Origin of the sequence: Boseongicola sp. (assembly GCA_014075275.1) — a bacterium.
In the GTDB taxonomy this organism is placed as follows: domain Bacteria; phylum Pseudomonadota; class Alphaproteobacteria; order Rhodobacterales; family Rhodobacteraceae.
Genome location: CP046179.1, coordinates 2,202,038 through 2,218,046 on the forward strand (window position 1 = coordinate 2,202,038; position 16,009 = coordinate 2,218,046).

Annotated in this window: 17 protein-coding genes; 3 read left to right on the forward strand and 14 right to left on the reverse strand. The window is 54.8% G+C overall.

Annotated features, from left to right (window positions below; genetic code table 11):
- Positions 1-4: 4 nt before the first annotated feature.
- Positions 5-751 carry a precorrin-6A synthase (deacetylating) gene (locus tag GKR98_11010; GenBank protein ID QMU58675.1) on the forward strand — a complete coding sequence of 249 codons (747 nt, stop codon included), beginning with the start codon at positions 5-7 and terminating at the stop codon, positions 749-751.
- Between the two features lie 57 nt (positions 752-808).
- Here the strand turns inward: GKR98_11010 and GKR98_11015 are convergent, their stop codons facing one another.
- The 6 genes from GKR98_11015 to GKR98_11040 all read right to left on the reverse strand — a co-directional run bounded on the left by GKR98_11015 (position 809) and on the right by GKR98_11040 (position 6,162).
- Complete coding sequence (locus GKR98_11015) at positions 809-1,420, reverse strand: hypothetical protein (GenBank protein QMU60064.1); 612 nt, start codon at positions 1,418-1,420, stop codon at positions 809-811.
- 17 nt (positions 1,421-1,437) lie between these two features.
- Positions 1,438-2,292 carry a TIM barrel protein gene (locus tag GKR98_11020; GenBank protein QMU58676.1) on the reverse strand — a complete coding sequence of 285 codons (855 nt, stop codon included), beginning with the start codon at positions 2,290-2,292 and terminating at the stop codon, positions 1,438-1,440.
- 13 nt (positions 2,293-2,305) lie between these two features.
- Positions 2,306-3,049 carry an ATP-binding cassette domain-containing protein gene (locus GKR98_11025; GenBank protein QMU58677.1) on the reverse strand — a complete coding sequence of 248 codons (744 nt, stop codon included), beginning with the start codon at positions 3,047-3,049 and terminating at the stop codon, positions 2,306-2,308.
- On the reverse strand, positions 3,046-4,017 hold the full coding sequence (locus GKR98_11030; GenBank protein QMU58678.1) for an ABC transporter permease: 972 nt from the start codon (positions 4,015-4,017) through the stop codon (positions 3,046-3,048). The genes GKR98_11025 and GKR98_11030 overlap by 4 nt, the downstream gene beginning before the upstream one ends.
- 56 nt (positions 4,018-4,073) lie before the next feature.
- Positions 4,074-5,021 carry a substrate-binding domain-containing protein gene (locus GKR98_11035; protein ID QMU58679.1) on the reverse strand — a complete coding sequence of 316 codons (948 nt, stop codon included), beginning with the start codon at positions 5,019-5,021 and terminating at the stop codon, positions 4,074-4,076.
- Between the two features lie 61 nt (positions 5,022-5,082).
- Positions 5,083-6,162, reverse strand: a complete 1,080-nt coding sequence (locus GKR98_11040) for a LacI family DNA-binding transcriptional regulator (GenBank protein ID QMU58680.1) — start codon at positions 6,160-6,162, stop codon at positions 5,083-5,085.
- A 64-nt stretch (positions 6,163-6,226) separates the two neighbouring features.
- Here GKR98_11040 and GKR98_11045 point away from each other — a divergent pair, with 64 nt between their 5' ends.
- On the forward strand, positions 6,227-7,240 hold the full coding sequence (locus GKR98_11045) for a dehydrogenase (GenBank protein ID QMU58681.1): 1,014 nt from the start codon (positions 6,227-6,229) through the stop codon (positions 7,238-7,240).
- Positions 7,241-7,395: 155 nt separating this feature from the next.
- Here the strand turns inward: GKR98_11045 and GKR98_11050 are convergent, their stop codons facing one another.
- From GKR98_11050 to GKR98_11060, 3 genes are all read right to left on the reverse strand, one after another.
- Complete coding sequence (locus GKR98_11050) at positions 7,396-8,409, reverse strand: EamA family transporter (protein QMU58682.1); 1,014 nt, start codon at positions 8,407-8,409, stop codon at positions 7,396-7,398.
- A gap of 64 nt (positions 8,410-8,473) precedes the next feature.
- Positions 8,474-9,580, reverse strand: coding sequence for a 3-isopropylmalate dehydrogenase (gene leuB, locus GKR98_11055; GenBank protein ID QMU58683.1), 1,107 nt, complete (start codon positions 9,578-9,580; stop codon positions 8,474-8,476).
- 62 nt (positions 9,581-9,642) lie between these two features.
- Positions 9,643-10,584 (reverse strand): LysR family transcriptional regulator, encoded by a 942-nt coding sequence (locus tag GKR98_11060; GenBank protein QMU58684.1) that lies wholly within the window; start codon positions 10,582-10,584, stop codon positions 9,643-9,645.
- Positions 10,585-10,672: 88 nt separating this feature from the next.
- Between GKR98_11060 and GKR98_11065 the strand changes: the two genes are divergently transcribed.
- Positions 10,673-11,584, forward strand: a complete 912-nt coding sequence (locus GKR98_11065; GenBank protein ID QMU58685.1) for an epimerase — start codon at positions 10,673-10,675, stop codon at positions 11,582-11,584.
- On the opposite strand, the gene GKR98_11070 is transcribed toward GKR98_11065, so the two are convergent.
- The 5 genes from GKR98_11070 to GKR98_11090 form a co-directional block, all read right to left on the reverse strand.
- Positions 11,498-12,544 carry an endonuclease/exonuclease/phosphatase family protein gene (locus tag GKR98_11070; GenBank protein ID QMU60065.1) on the reverse strand — a complete coding sequence of 349 codons (1,047 nt, stop codon included), beginning with the start codon at positions 12,542-12,544 and terminating at the stop codon, positions 11,498-11,500. The two genes, GKR98_11065 and GKR98_11070, sit on opposite strands and share 87 nt — an antisense overlap.
- Before the next feature lie 8 nt (positions 12,545-12,552).
- Positions 12,553-13,395, reverse strand: coding sequence for a hypothetical protein (locus GKR98_11075; GenBank protein ID QMU60066.1), 843 nt, complete (start codon positions 13,393-13,395; stop codon positions 12,553-12,555).
- Between the two features lie 254 nt (positions 13,396-13,649).
- A complete protein-coding gene (gene leuD, locus GKR98_11080) occupies positions 13,650-14,258 on the reverse strand; it encodes a 3-isopropylmalate dehydratase small subunit (protein QMU58686.1) in 609 nt (202 codons plus the stop codon).
- Positions 14,259-14,376: 118 nt separating this feature from the next.
- Positions 14,377-15,786, reverse strand: coding sequence for a 3-isopropylmalate dehydratase large subunit (gene leuC, locus GKR98_11085; protein QMU58687.1), 1,410 nt, complete (start codon positions 15,784-15,786; stop codon positions 14,377-14,379).
- Between the two features lie 57 nt (positions 15,787-15,843).
- Positions 15,844-15,933 carry a hypothetical protein gene (locus GKR98_11090; GenBank protein ID QMU58688.1) on the reverse strand — a complete coding sequence of 30 codons (90 nt, stop codon included), beginning with the start codon at positions 15,931-15,933 and terminating at the stop codon, positions 15,844-15,846.
- Between the last annotated feature and the right edge of the window lie 76 nt (positions 15,934-16,009).

Consider the following 16,009-nt stretch of genomic DNA (forward strand, 5'->3'; position numbering starts at 1 on the left):
GCCCATGGCAAAACTCTCTCTCATAGGTATCGCTTCTGGAAATCCGGATCACCTGACCGGACAAGCGCGGCGCGCAATTCAAGACGCTGAACTGATTTTGGTCCCAAGCAAAGGGCCCCAAAAATCAGACTTGGCCGATCTGCGCCTGCAAATAGTGGATGCTCTCAGACCTGGCGAAGATGTTGTCGCGCTTTTCAACATGCCCAAACGTCGGGACGGCATACCTTACCTGGAAGCAGTTGATCTTTGGCATGATGAAATTGCCAATATCTGGGCTGGAAAAATTGCTGACCACGAGGGCGTTAATCACGTCGCGTTGTTGGTTTGGGGCGATCCCTCGCTTTATGATAGCACACTTAGAATTGCATCACGCATATCGCCTGCCCCGGAAATTGAAGTTGTTCCAGGGCTGACGTCCCTGCAATTGCTGACGGCAGTACACGCAATTCCACTGAACGACCTTGGCAAGCCAGTGATGATCACGACCGGGCGACAGCTGACCGAAAACGGATGGCCAGAAGACACCGATTGCGTGGCAGTAATGTTGGACGGTGATCGCGCATTCCGAAATTTCGCTGATCAAGATGTCGAAATTTGGTGGGGCGCTTATCTTGGCATGCCGAATGAAATCTTGAAGTCTGGTGTTCTGAAAAACGTATCAGCAGAAATCAACGAGACCCGAACACGCGCTCGCGAACAGCATGGCTGGATCATGGATATCTACCTGATGCGGCGAATGAATGATGCCTAGGATTGCCCAAGTCCCTACGCCGCCCACCCAAATCAGCCTGACTTCATCCTCTGCGGGTTAATTCAGAACGAATTCAGATGGACGGCTTCGGGAGTTAACTTGTCTGGCATTTGGCAGATCATTCTTTTCCAGTTTCGCGGTCCGCTCCGTGGTTTCAAGATGCTGCCAACGTTGTGCTAACCGCGTTTCAAGAACTTTTATCGGAACGTCTAAAAATACCGTCGTATCGAAGTGTTCCGCCAGATCCCGCCAAGGTGCCTCGTCCAGAAGCAAGTAATTTCCTTCGACAATCACGTGTCTCACGTTACGATCAATTAACCTGGCGCTGTTGCGTGAAATCTCAATATCACGGTCAAACACCGGAACCGCAACTTGTTCCTCATTGTTCGTCCGCAAACGCAATAGCATCTGCCCAAATCCTGCAACATCGAAGGTATGCGGAGCGCCTTTTCGCGGCCGCCAACCGCGCGCGTTCAGGATCAGATCGTCGTAGTGATACCCATCCATCGGAAAGACCGATGCACTGCCAGCTTCTTCATCATTGAGTTCGGCTGCCAATTTTTCGGCGATTGTTGATTTCCCCGATCCTGGCGCGCCTGCAATTGCAGTCAACGAACGGCGGTGCTGGCCACGAATTTGGATTTCTCGCAAAAGTTCTTTCTCTTCAATGCTTCGACTGGACATACCTACTGCCACACCATCCCCGCCGCCTTCGCCTTATCGGTGAGAAACGGCAAACCAACATCTATGACATCCTGCGGGTTCTCGGCCACGGGTCGCCATACAGCCAGACCGGATGCGATTTCGGGAGCCAGATACACAAAGCTCTCCAGCGTCAGGATGCCGTCATAGCCAATGGCACTCAGTCCTTCAAAGCAACCTTGCCAATCCAAAGTTCCACGCCCAGGCACGCCGCGATTGGACTCGGACAAATGCACGTAGCCAAGGTGCTCGCGAGCATCTGCAAACCCCTGAGCCATGCTCACTTCTTCGATGTTCATGTGATAGGTATCAAGATGGATGAAAACATTGTCCGCACCCACCCGATCAACGAAATCTGCACTCTGTTTCGCAGTGTTCAACAGGTGTGTCTCATAACGGTTACATGGCTCGATGCCGATCCGCATGTTCAACTCTTTTGCAGACTTTGAAGCTTTCTCGATAAGACGACAGATGGAATCAATTTCGGACGCCGTCGGTGGAGCTCCCGAGCGCTTCCCGATCGTTCCATATGTGACACCCGACAGCGCCTGCGCTCCTGCTTCTCGTGCAACCTGCAGAGCATGGGCAAGATAATCCGCCACATCGTCTATGCGGGTCATGACGTTAAGTTCTTCGGGAAGTCCCAATGAACAAACAATTTCGACATCGTATTTTTCTGCAACTTTGCGTGTCCCAGCACTATCGAAATTTTGGGGGTCCAACAGCGGTGTTTCAATAACCCGCACACCATGCTCTTTTATCCGCGGCAGATACGCGTCGGCTTCATCGGGGTTCCACAAAGGTGTGAACGCCAGCGCGTGCAGTCCAAGTCGAGGCATCTGCGTCTCCTTCTTATCCGTGCGCGCCAACGATGTATGACACCACTTCGGCCATATCCGTTTCGTCGCGTTTGAGTTCCGCAATCACATTGCCGCGCCTCAAAACCAATATTCGCCCACAGGCTTCAAAAACGTCATTCAATCGGTGGCTAATCAGAATGGTCGAGATACCCTCGCTACGCATCTGCTCAATGAGTTTCAGAACACTCTCAACTTCTCTTACAGCCAGAGCCGCCGTCGGTTCGTCCATTATGACCAGCTTGGGTTTGAACGTCAGTGCTCGCGCAATGGCAATTGTCTGCTGCTGTCCACCGGAAAGCATCCCGACCGGGATGTGGATTGAGGGCACGTGAACCCCAAGGCGATCAATCATTTTCTGTGCCTCGGCATCGATCCGGGATTTATCGACAAATCCGGGAATAATCCCGGCGAAGCGTTTGGTCGGCTCCCGCCCGAGAAAGATATTGTTCGCGACATCCTGTTGAGGTGCCAATGCCAGATCTTGATAGATCATCTCGATACCCATCTCGCGGCGTTGGCCGGGGTCAAGATGTGTCACATCATTTCCATTGAAAGTCACAGTGCCACTGTCTGTGCTGTAGACTCCGGTTATCGACTTCATGAGCGTGGATTTACCCGCTCCGTTGTCCCCAACAAGGCCAACCACTTCGCCGGGCGCCACAGTAAGATCAACGCCTTGCAGCACTTTGACGGCACCAAAACTTTTCTCGATGCCGGAAAGTTCGAGAATATTCATTGCAACGACCTTCCACGAGTGCGGATTTGGTCAAGCCAGACGGCCGCGATCAGCACTGCTCCAATCGCCATCTGCTGATAATAGGCTTGCACCGCCATAAGGTTCAGCCCGTTCTGCAATACCCCCATTATCAACGCACCGATCATGGTTCCCAATATTGAACCACGCCCGCCAAAAAGGTTCGTTCCACCAATAATGGCCGCGGTAATTGCCAATAGTTCGTAATTCAGACCTGCGGTAGGATCCCCAGTGTTGACCCGCGCGGTAAAAATCAAGCCGCCTATACCGGCCATCAATCCGGCGATTGTGTAAAGCATCATGCGCTGACGCCGCACATTGATCCCGGTGGCTCTTGCAGAATTCTCGTTATCGCCCAACGCCAGAGTGTGATGCCCAAAGGGCGTGTGGGCTAATATATAGTGAGAGACCATTGCGACCATCAAAAGGATAAAGACCGGTGTGGGAATGCCCCACGGCCGCGCCTGGCCCAGAAACAAAATCTCTTCGGGAAGCCCGTAAATTCCTCGTCCACTTGAAATGATAAGGGCCAGTCCCCGCGCGATCCCGAGCATCCCAAGTGTCACGATAAACGCCGGAACATGTCCCCGTGTAATAATAAATCCATTAACCGCCCCAGCCGCAGCGCCCGCAGCAAGGCATCCGAATATCGCAAAATACCAGGGCCAGCCCAGTGTCACCACCAGAGCCGCACCGCTTACCGAAGCTAGTCCCAGGACAGATCCCAAAGATAGATCAATGCCCGCAGCACTGATCACAAAAGTCGCGCCAATCGCCAACACTCCAAATGTCGCGCTGGCCAGAATGATGTTGAAGAAATTGTTTGCGGTCAGAAAAACCCGAACTCCACTGCCCGTCACAGGTGACAGGATCGTCATAACGACTGCCAGGCCGATAAGGACCAACAAGGACTCCACACGAACGTGTGTTCTTTCCAAGAATTTCAGCATTCGACCCGCCCAATAGTTAGCACGGGCCGGCCCTTCACAGGCCGACCCGAGATTTTTTACTTCACGAATTCCAGCATCGGATCGCTACCGGCATCCAGTATGTTTTTGGTCAGCACCATCGTTGGAACAAAGATCCAATCCGGGTGGTCGCCACCGGCCTTGACCATTTCAACCGCCTGCTTGCCAACGAGATAAGGCAATTGCGCAACTGACGCGTTTAGACGACCGGACTTGATCGATTTGACCGCGTCAGAGTTGCCGTCCACTCCAATAACAATCACCTGATCCTGCTTGCCAGCGGCAAAAACCGTCTCGACAGAACCAAGCGCCATGCCGTCGTTGGCGGCGAAAATAGCAACCAGACCCGGATGAGCCGTCAGGATGTCATTCGTAATGTTAGCGGCTTTGCCGCGATCCCAATCGCCTGGCAGCGAAGCAACAACTTCCAAACCCGGTGCCAATTCGCCGAGTTTATCGCCAAAGCCGCTCGCGCGTTTCTGGCCCGTGATATTCCCTGACAATCCCTCGATTATCAGCACCGGACCGGTGGCATCGGCACCAAGCTGGCCAACCAGCCATTCTGCGCCCTGCGCCCCCGCGGCAACGTTGTCCGAACCGATAGAAAAGGCAATGTCGACACCAGCGTCAGCTGCAATCTGGTGATCAAGGTTACCGTCCAAATCAACAACGGGAATACCCATGTCATTTGCACGCTTTAAGCACGGCAGCAAAATCGTCGAATTGATGGCAGCCGTGATCATCGCATCTGGCTGGCGCTCCAGCATGGTATTGCAGACGTTAAGTTGCGGCTCTGCCGCTTGATCGCTTTCAACGGCTTGCAAATAGTAATCCACACCTGCCGCCTCGGCACCCTCGCGGACTCCCAGCTCCATCGCCCCCCAGAAAGGGTTCGACAGCGTTTTCATGAGCACACCATAGGTTTCTGCCTGCGCTGGCATCGCCATAACGGCGACAATCGCAGTTGCTGTCAATTTTCTTAACATAGTTTCTCCTCCAGGTTAATTTTCGACGTATTCTCAAGCGCTTCTTGCGGCGCCTCAATCTTCAGGAAGCAGCGCTTTGCGCCGCAACACCACTTCTCGATCCCACAAAATCATTTTCACTTAAAAGCGAACCGCGCGCTTCCAGCATACAGGGCACTCGAACAACACCGCGCGGTTTGTCTTTGTCTTCGATACGGGACAAAAGCCGACCCCATGCCTGTTGAGCCAGCTCTTTTACAGGCTGAACAATCGCTGCGACCGGTGGATGAACATGTGCCATCCAGGCGCTGTCATCAAATCCAACCAATGAGGTCTGTGTTCCAAGGCCAAGACCGCGTTCCTGCATCAACCCATATGCCGCCAGTGTGGCGGTGTTAAACAGGCAAAAAATTGCATCCGGGTCCGGGTTGTTGTCCAGATAGTCATTCAGCGCGCTTCGGGCACTTTCGACGCTTCCACCAGTTGGTACATAGTCGGCTGCAATACTGTCACCGGCTTCGGCGACGGCAAGTCGAACTCCTGCAAGCCGCTCTGCGACATTGTCGATCCCATCACCAAGATAGGCGATCAGTATCCGACGGTGTCCAAGGCCTACCAACTCTCGAACTACCCCCGCACTGGCTTCGGCATTGTCCACACTGACAGCATCGAGTTTGGTGTCAGATCGCACCCGATCAATCAGCACAAATGGTGTTTCACTTTCACCAACCAGGCTTTCGGCGCGCGATCCAAGCGAAGGGATCAACAGAACACCGGCAACTCTCCAACCTTGCAGTTCGTCGATCTCATGAGCCTCGGTTTCCGGATCTTCCCGGCTGGATGTCGTGACTATTCGGTAACTTGTGCTTTTGGCACAGTGATCCAGCTCGGCCACCAGCTCGGCAAAGAATGGGTTCTCGAAATCGGGGATTACCAAGCCCACAATCCGGCTTTCGGTGCGCCGTAGATTCGAGGCCATCGTATTGCGCCGGTACCCAAGCTCTTTGACAGCCTGCAATACAGCCCGCCCAATCGGGTCATCCTGCCGCCTCCGTCCATTTATGACGTTCGACACGCACCCCGGCGACACGCCAGCGCGACGCGCAACGTCTCTGATAGAAGGTCTCGAAGGTGTGGTGGCAGTCTGAAGTTCGGCAGGCATGGCTTCCTCTTGCCATCACAGTAGAAAAAACGTTTTATGTTGTAAATCGTTTTTCGGAGCCGTAATGCATATTCTCTACGACCCCTCCCCCCGCACGACCGGCGAAATCTTTTCAAAAAAGCATCGCGACCAACTATTTGCAGAACACACGGTCGTTGAAATCGACCCGGCGAAACGAGACAGCGAATATGCCCGGCTCCTGCCCCAATGCGATGTCCTTATCAGCCAACAGCCAATGGATGGTGATCGACTTGCCGCGGCTCCAAATCTTCGCGCGATTTTCAATGTCGAGACAAATTTCCTTCCGAACATAGACTACGACATCTGCTTTCAGCGCGGCATCCACGTCTTAACACCGGCATCGGTATTTGCGGTTCCAGTCGCCGAAATGGGACTGGGCATGGCGCTGTCATTGGCACGAAACATCCATGGCGGGTGCGCAGATTTCATTGCCGGGCAAGAAAAATACGGACTCGACGGCAACAGCCAAGCCGAGCTGCTCAGCCACAGCCACATTGGTTTTGTTGGGTTCGGAGATCTAGGGCGCGCACTGAATAAACTCTTGTTACCGTTTTCAGCCAAAATTCGAGTCTACGATCCCTGGCTGCCCGACGATTATCTTTCCAGACAAGGGGTTTCCCCGGCTCCTTTGGCCGAGGTCCTTACAGAAAGCAGAGTGGTTTTTGTCGTCGCCTCTGTGACGACCGAGAACACGCATTTGTTCAATCGTCAAACGTTGGCGACTATGCAGGACGGCGCGATGCTCATCTTGCTGAGTCGCGCCGCACTTGCGGATTTCGATGCACTCGCGGAAGAGGCTGCCAGAGGCCGATTACGCGTCGCCACAGACGTCTTCCCGCAAGAACCGCCAACTTTAGATGACCCAATCCGTAGAGTACCGGGCATGCTGTTTTCGGCCCATCGCGCAGGCGCATTATCTGACACGTTGGAACAGATTGGTGCATTGGTGCTGGAAGACCTGTCACTGATCGCCCGTGGCCTGCCCCCCGTTTCCTGCCGAAGAGCTGAACGGGAAACGGTAGGAGTGCTTCGCAGCAAGCCGATTGAAAACTCTTAAGAATTGCCCGATTCCAAAGACATTTGAACCTCAACAGTTCGGTCCTGGATCGAAATAGCAACAATCGAACTAATACCCTTGGGTACTTGATGCCGTTCTACCGCGGACATCAGTGTTCTACCGGGTTCCGCTACAGTCTGACTGAACGTCGCGAATTAGTCCTTGTCTGTCGAATTTTCTGGGTCGGTGTTGGGTAATGACGGTGCGTCGGGTGTCTGCCGTCTCCACCACAAAGCTCCAGTGCGCGGTGAAGTGCCAGTTTCTGGTCGGTTGCGGGACGCCAGAACCGGGCTGAACAAAGATCGGCCACCCAGTGCCTCTCGCAAGACGATGTACAGGCCGCTGGCTATGACAATCGAAGCACCTATCCAGGTCTGCCGGTCCGCCATTTCTGCAAAAAAGAACGCGCCGAATAGCGGTGCCCAAATGATCTGGCTATATTGCATCGGCGCGACGATCGCGGCGTCGGTCCGTGTATAAGCGGCAATCAGGCACAGGCCGGCGACAAACGCCAAAATCGCCATTGCAGCAATCAGTCCCAAATGTTGGATAGGCATGGGTTCATAAACAAATGGCAAAGCAATCGCCATCACCACGAAATTCGCCATCATCGGATACAGCAGCAACACCGCACTTCTCTCGTCCCGGCCGATCTTGCGCACAATGATCGAGGCTGTGGCGCCACCGACGGCACAAGTGATAGCCGCAACATGCCCAAGGGTCAGGACAGTCGAGCCCGGTCTTAAAACTATGATGACGCCGATCAATCCAACGACAACGGCCGCCCAGCGGTGAAGGCCGACTTTCTCACCCAAAATCGGGATTGATAGAACCGTAATTATCAGCGGAGCGGCGAATATAATGGCATAAGCTTGGGCAAGCGGAAGAACCGAAAACGCATAAAAAGCTGACGAGCCTGATACGACGGCTGCCATAGTTCGCGCAGCGCTCCACCAGGGGTGATTGGGGATCAGCGTGCCTTTGGTTTCATCCCGCATAAGCATGAACAGCAACAGCGGCATCGACAAAAGCACGCTGAAAAAGATTATCTGAAAGGTCTGATAAGTTGCGCCAAGTGACTTTACGATCACGTCGTGAGACGAGAACAGGCCATAGGCCAGCAAGGCATATGCAATGCCTGGAAGAATGTTGCGTCGGGGCTCGGTCATTGTGTGAAGTAAGAAAGGGGCGACCAGACAGTCAACCCCATTCAAATGTCATGATGCGATCAGATCAAAGGCTTTCGCTGAGCTTGGCAATTACTGCGGCGCCCATTTCGCTTGTTGAAACTGGTGTTCCGTCGTCCGGTGCCATCAGATCAGCTGTGCGCAATCCATCGGCCAGAACCGCTTCAACGGCCTGTTCCAGACGGGTCGCCTCGTCGCCCTTATCAAAGCTATAGCGCAGTGCCATGGCAAAGCTGAGGATACAGGCGATGGGGTTTGCTTTGCCCTGCCCGGCAATGTCAGGAGCCGAGCCGTGAACCGGTTCATAGAGTGCCTTGGGGCGACCATTTTCCATTGGCGCACCCAGTGACGCCGAAGGAAGCATGCCCAGCGAGCCGGTCAGCATTGCGGCAGTGTCCGACAGGATATCACCAAACAGGTTGTCGGTGACAATCACGTCAAACTGCTTGGGCCAGCGACAAAGCTGCATTGCGCCCGCGTCTGCATACATATGGCTGAGTTCAACGTCGGAATATTCAGCCGCGTGAATTTCGCTGACCACCTGACGCCACAGAACACCGCTTTCCATGACGTTGGCTTTTTCCATCGAGCAAACTCTGTTCGACCGGCGACGCGCAAGTTCGAAAGCCGAGCGCGCAACCCGTGCAATCTCGCTTTCGGTGTAGCGCTGCGTGTTAACGCCGACACGTTCGTTGCCTTCGGTGTGAATGCCGCGAGGCTCGCCGAAGTAAACACCCGACGTCAGCTCGCGCACGATCATGACGTCCAGACCACTAACCACTTCAGGCTTCAGGGACGAGAAATCTGCAAGCGCATCAAAGCATTGCGCCGGGCGCAGGTTCGAGAACAGGTCCATTTCCTTGCGCAGGCGCAAAAGACCACGTTCCGGTTTCAGGCTGAAATCCAGATCGTCATACTGTGGACCACCGACGGCACCCAGCAGAACTGCGTCCACTTCCTGCGCTTTGGCCATTGTTTCGTCTGCCAGAGGCGCGCCGTGCACATCGTAGGCGGCACCGCCAACCAGATCTTCGCTGACATCAAAGGCGATGTCACGATTTTCTCCATACCAGTTGATGACCTTTTTGACCTCGGTCATGACTTCAGGGCCGATGCCGTCTCCGGCAAGAATAAGCAGCGATGGATTGGACATTTAGGCCTCCGTTTGCGGTATCGAAGGCGGCCTACCGCGCCCCTTCCGGGCCGTCAAGCGAGCTATTTGGACGCGATGAATTCATCCGGAGACAGAAGGCTGCCCGGCGGCGCCAAAATCGGGGTCAGTCCTTCAGCCAAAGCGTTCCAAACAAGGTCAACGCGTGGAACCCGACGGATCGCCGGATGGGTTGTCAGCCAGACCGGCAATCCGGGCAAAGGGGCGTCATCCATAACCGACACAACCCGTAGATCATTGTCCCCAACGCTGCGTTGCGCGATCCCCAGCCCCATGCCTGCGGCCACCAGTTCCCAAAGCACGGCATGATGATCGCAGCGCACCGGAAACGCGTCACGAGACACATCGAGGCCCAGTGCCCGCATACCGCGGATCATATCATCGTTTCGGTCATAGCCGATCAATTCGTGACCCATATAATCCTCGAAATTCGTGGGCGTTCCGCGACGACTGAGGTAATCAGGGCTTGCGAATATCCCCAACGCGATATCGCCAATATGTTTTGACACCATATCCAACTGCTGCGGCCGATACATGCGCACGGCGATGTCAGCTTCACGGAAAAGCAGGTTTTCAGAAGTGTCGGATGCGACAATTTCCAAAGCGATTTCAGGATGTTGCTTGCTTACTTTGGCAAGAATCCCAGGCAGGTGATGGTGGGCTACAAAGACGCTCGCGGTGACACGCACAGTGCCCTGCATCCCCTCGCCTTCACCGACCGCAGACAGGCTGAGTCGGTTGGCGGCATCGTGCATTTCACGCGCCGGGCCAAGCAAACGAACCCCGGCATCGCTTAGCGCCATTCCCTTCGGTTGGCGATTGAACAGCGATGCGCCAAGTTGGGATTCCAGCGCCTGAATATGTCGGCCAATCGTCGGTTGCGATGTGCCAAGCCGACGTGCGGCGGCAGATAGTGACCCGGTTTCCGCAACTGCAAGAAACGATTGCAACAAAGACCAGTCCGGGGATTCGAGTGCGATATCCATTCAAATGTGAATAGCAGATCAACGAATTTTGGCAATTTCAATTCACAACGGAATTGCTCAAGTTGCTCCCAACAACAGGAGAATTGATATGTCTGGTACAGTTTTGATCCTTGGCGCAAATGGTCGATTTGGCCGCCATGCGACAGATGCTTTTTGGAACAGAGGTTGGCACGTCCGGCCCTTCAATCGCAAAACCGACACCCTGGCAGAGGCTGCGAGCGATGCGGACGTGATCGTCAACGGCTGGAACCCGCCCTATACCGATTGGGCCAAAGATGTCCCCCGCCTGACTGCCGAAGTGATCGAGGCGGCGAAGGTCAACAATGCAACCGTCATCCTACCGGGCAACGTTTATGTCTTTGGGCAGGATGCACCGCAAATCCTTACCGAAACGACAACACAACGAGCGACCAACCCTTTGGGACGCATCCGCATCGAAATGGAAGCGGCCTATCGCGCGGCAGGCGTTCAGACGATTGTGCTCAGGGCGGGTGACTATATCGACACCGAGGCTTCGGGCAATTGGTTCGATGACGTCATCACCAAGAAGACTGCCAAAGGTATCTTTTTGGCACCCGGCGCACGCGACGTCGAACACGCCTGGGGGTATTTGCCCGATGTTGCGCGGGCCGCTGTTTTACTGGCCGAGCGACGCGCCACCTTGGCTGCATTCGAAGACGTGCCTTTTCCCGGCTACACACTGAGGCTGACGCAGATGAAAGATTTGGTTGAGCAGGCTTCCGGAACACCACAGAAAGTGCGTGGGATGCCGTGGTGGGCGCTAAAACTGGCGATACCATTCTGGGGTATGGCCAAGCACCTGATTGAGATGCGCTATCTGTGGAATATGCCCCACCGTCTGGATGACACCCGGTTTAAGGAACTGTTGCCCAAGTTCCGCGACACTGACCCTTTAACGGCCATCGCCACAGCCATCGCACCCAAGGTCCACCCAGATCAAACGATGCCGCGAGGCCTTGGCGACATCGCGGCCGAGTGACGTTTCGGGATCGGGCCATAGCACGCCCGATCCCACCACTGTCAGATCAACGCTTGGTAACAGATAGCTGACACGCAAGTTTCCGGGGCCGCGTCCGTCATCGGACCAATCTGCGGTATCGAGCGCGGGATCTCCGTTTTGGAACAGGTTTTTCCCCCCATCGCGGCTAGACGTCACAACGCCCATTTCACTCTTTGGCTTCGGATCGGTGATGCGTGGATCAGTCAGCAGGGCGTTCAACGCTTCGGGGCGTCCATCACCATCAGCGGGGTCAAGGTTGGCCAAGCCTGTAAGGATAAAGGGACCTGAAATCCGACCGTCCAAAATCCCCTGCCAGACGAACGCCTCGTCATGATTGCGCCGTCCGTTTCTGTCTTCGGGTCCATCAAAGACGGGTGGGGTCGCGTGCCAAACCATGATTTGGACCGTCGGCCAACTGGGCGTCGACATCGGCACGATCCAATGCGCGGTTGTCGACAAAAGCTGTTCTGGATCAGTGCCTTCGGGCGCAATATTGCCAGCAAGATCCAACCATCGTGTATTGCTCAGATCCTGCACGGCACCCAGGTCAATTGGCCAGCGGGACAAGATCGCAAGTCCGCCCTGCCCGGCAAATGCAGCATATCCAACTGCATCGTCGGGCAAAGAAACTTTGCCATCCGCGTTCAAATCCTGGCCGGTCAGCAGACCACGATTAGATGGCAATGCAAATTGATGAGGATAACCACCGACGCGCTTTGCAAATGCTCTAAGCGCCATGAGGTTCAGATCGAAGTCGAAGCCACCTAAAACAACAACATCCGCATCCGCCGCTTTTAAAACCTGGATCGATGCCAATACCTGCGGGTCACCGCCTTTCAGGATATCGCGCAGCAAAAGTCCGGGGCCCTTGCGCTCAAGTTCTGTGTGGTAAAGGGCAACGCGAATGGGTTCAGCCGTGGCAACCGAAACCAGAAACAGACTTGATATCAGACTGGCAGCAAGCCTTCGCTGTGCTCGTCGTCGCCGGTTCCGTCGTTCCGCTTTTGCGCAATCATGCCCGCGATCCGCCCCATGGCAATACCGCGCATAAAGAGCGAAGCGGGAAGAAATGCCCATGCTGCCACCGTCCAGATCAGTGTATGCGGGTTCTCAAGTGAAACCGCACCAAACAGCGATGTCGCTGACTTGATCACCGCTGGCGTCAATAATGGCAGCAAAAACCCTAATGCAATGTTAAATCGTGCATCCCGTTCTAAACGTTCAACAACATCGCCACCGGCGGTGGGGTCATAAGTCGGCAGGTTGATCCAGACGTTGAACGCGCCATTGCGTAACGGCCATCTTTGAACCCGTTGCAGGATGATGAATATGGCCAAAGTAACCAATGAAATCAGATAGCTGATGCCGGCTGAATTCCGCACCAATTCAATGTGAGCGACAGATGTGTCTTCGGGCAACATCAGAACCACCAGGCGCACAGGCGAATACGGGAAGTCGATGGCACTGCCAACAGTCGCTCCAATGGCCCAAACTGTTTCCGACAGCTCGGACGGCACCATTTGGCCGCGGGTCAGCAGCGCAAGCATGACAACTGTCAGAAACAACGAGAAAAATCGGATGCGATTAAAGGGCGGCGCATCGCGAAATTCGACCAGACCAGGATAGGAGGAGGCGTATTCAAAAAAGATCAGCGCTGCACCGAATATCGCAACAAGCGTCACGATCTGAGCGGTATCCGACGTCATACCTGGCAACAACAAAGACGGCGTTGCTATCAGCAACACCACCAAAAATGCACGGACGAGTGCCCCAGTCATGCGGGAAATCACCGGTACTGCCCCTTTACCCAGCCGATTACGTCGTTGCGCATCAACCGTTTTTCGTTGTTTTTCCGCCAATTATGGCGGTTTGCCTCAATTTGGCCCAATTTTTGCCTTCTTTCGGAATCTACAGCAACCTCTCGTTAACTCTGCTGAGACATCTGGGCATTTTCGTGGTGGGAATGGTGCGACTTTGCATCAATTTGCCCATAAAAAAGGGCCGCTCGGTTAGAGCGACCCAATATTTGGTAGGTAGCTGGCGCTTAGACCCAAGGGCGCGCCACTTTTGCCTTGGCTTCAAAAGCGTCAATCGAAGATGCTGCGCTTTCCATCGTCAGGCCGATGTCGTCCAAGCCGTTCAAAAGGCAATGCTTTTTGAAGGCATCAACTTCGAAGGCGACTTCGCCACCGTCGGGTCCGGTGATGGTCTGGCTTTCCAGATCAACCGAGATCGTCGCATTCGCGCCGCGGTTGGCATCATCCATCAGCTTGGCATGATCTTCCGGCGAAACCACAACCGGAAGAATGCCGTTCTTGAAGCAGTTGTTGTAAAAAATATCCGCGAAAGCCGTTGAAATCACGCAGCGAATTCCGAAATCCAACAACGCCCAGGGGGCGTGTTCACGGCTGGACCCACAGCCAAAGTTATCCCCTGCAACCAGGATCTTGGCACCTCGATAGGCTGGCTGGTTCAGCACGAAATCCTCGATTTCGTTGCCATCAGTGTCAAAGCGCATCTCGTCAAACAGGTTTGCACCAAGACCGGTGCGTTTGATCGTTTTCAGGAACTGTTTGGGGATGATCATATCGGTGTCGATATTGACCAAAGGCATCGGTGCAGCCGTTCCCGTCAGCGTCGTAAATTTTTCCATTTCAGTCTCCAGACCCGAGCGAAAACCATTGTCTGTATCGCGTCGGTATCACGTCGGTGGACCCGAACGGTGCTTTCAGACCTTGGTAAGATCTGTGCGCCGCCTTTCGGGCACCAACTCACATCAATTCGCGCACATCCGTCAGGTGCCCGGTCAAAGCTGCCGCCGCAGCCATGGCTGGCGACATCAAGTGCGTTCTGCCACCACGACCCTGCCGGCCCTCGAAATTCCGGTTCGAGGTTGCCGCGCAGCGTTCACCCGGGGCCAATTGATCCGGGTTCATCGCCAGGCACATGGAACAGCCCGCAAGCCGCCATTCAAATCCTGCCTCTTTGAACACATCCGCAAGACCCTCTTCTTCGGCCTGAAGACGCACCAGACCCGATCCCGGCACCACCATCGCGCGCAAACCATCTTTGATCTTCTTGCCACGCAGAATGTCAGCCGCAGCCCGCAGGTCTTCAATCCGGCCATTGGTGCAAGACCCGATAAAGACCGTATCGATCTCGATCTGGTTCAACGGGGTTCCGGGCTTCAGCGCCATATACTCCAGCGCACGTTCCGCAGCGCCCACTTTGCCTCCTTCAAAATCGCTGGCAGCGGGCACGGTTGCCGTAATAGGCAGCACATCCTCGGGCGACGTTCCCCAGGTCACAACAGGCGCGATGTCTTCGCCTTTGATTGTCACCACTTTGTCCCAATGGGCGCCCTCATCCGTCGAAAGCGTTTTCCAATAGGCCAATGCCGCTTCCCACGCCGCACCTTTCGGCGCATGGGGACGGCCCTTAACGTATTCATAGGTTTTCTCATCCGGCGCGATCAGACCAGCGCGTGCGCCACCTTCAATCGCCATATTGCAAACTGTCATCCGTCCTTCCATGGACAGATCGCGGATCGCTTCACCGCAATACTCGATGACATAGCCGGTGCCTCCGGCAGTCCCGGTTTCACCAATCACCGACAAGGTGATGTCCTTGGCCGTAACGCCCGGGCGCAGTTTGCCGGTGATCTCGACCTTCATGTTCTTCGATTTCTTCTGGATCAGCGTTTGTGTCGCCAGAACATGCTCGACTTCGGATGTGCCGATCCCGTGAGCCAGCGCTCCAAAAGCACCGTGGGTCGCTGTGTGGCTATCACCACAAACGACGGTCATGCCGGGCAGGGTCCAGCCCTGCTCGGGGCCAACAATATGCACAATCCCCTGGCGGATATCCGACACCGGGTAATAGTGAATTCCAAAATCCTTGGCATTTTTGTCCAGCGCGGCCACCTGAATGCGGCTGTCTTCGGGCATTTGATCGGGGTTGTTGCGCCCCGCTGTTGTCGGCACATTGTGGTCAGGCACCGCGACAGTCTTGTCTGGCGCACGAACCGAACGTCCCGCCATCCGCAGACCTTCAAAGGCCTGAGGGCTGGTGACTTCATGCACAAGGTGACGGTCGATATAAAGACGGCAGGTGCCATCTTCGGCTTCATGGGCAACGTGATCGGCCCAGATCTTGTCGTAAAGCGTAGTCGGATTGGTCATGTAAGATATCCCTGGCTGATATGAAAAATGCGCGGCTGCGCGACGTGAAAAAGACCGTCAGGTCAGACGGGTCAGCACAGCCATGGACGCACCAAAAAACCGCCAGGGCAGGCGCGCGCGATCATCCATATCGAAAAAACGTGTCATGGGTCCCGCAGATACAGCGCTTCCCCCCATGAGGCAAGCACCGCTTCAGCTCATTATTGGCCCACAAATATCCCGG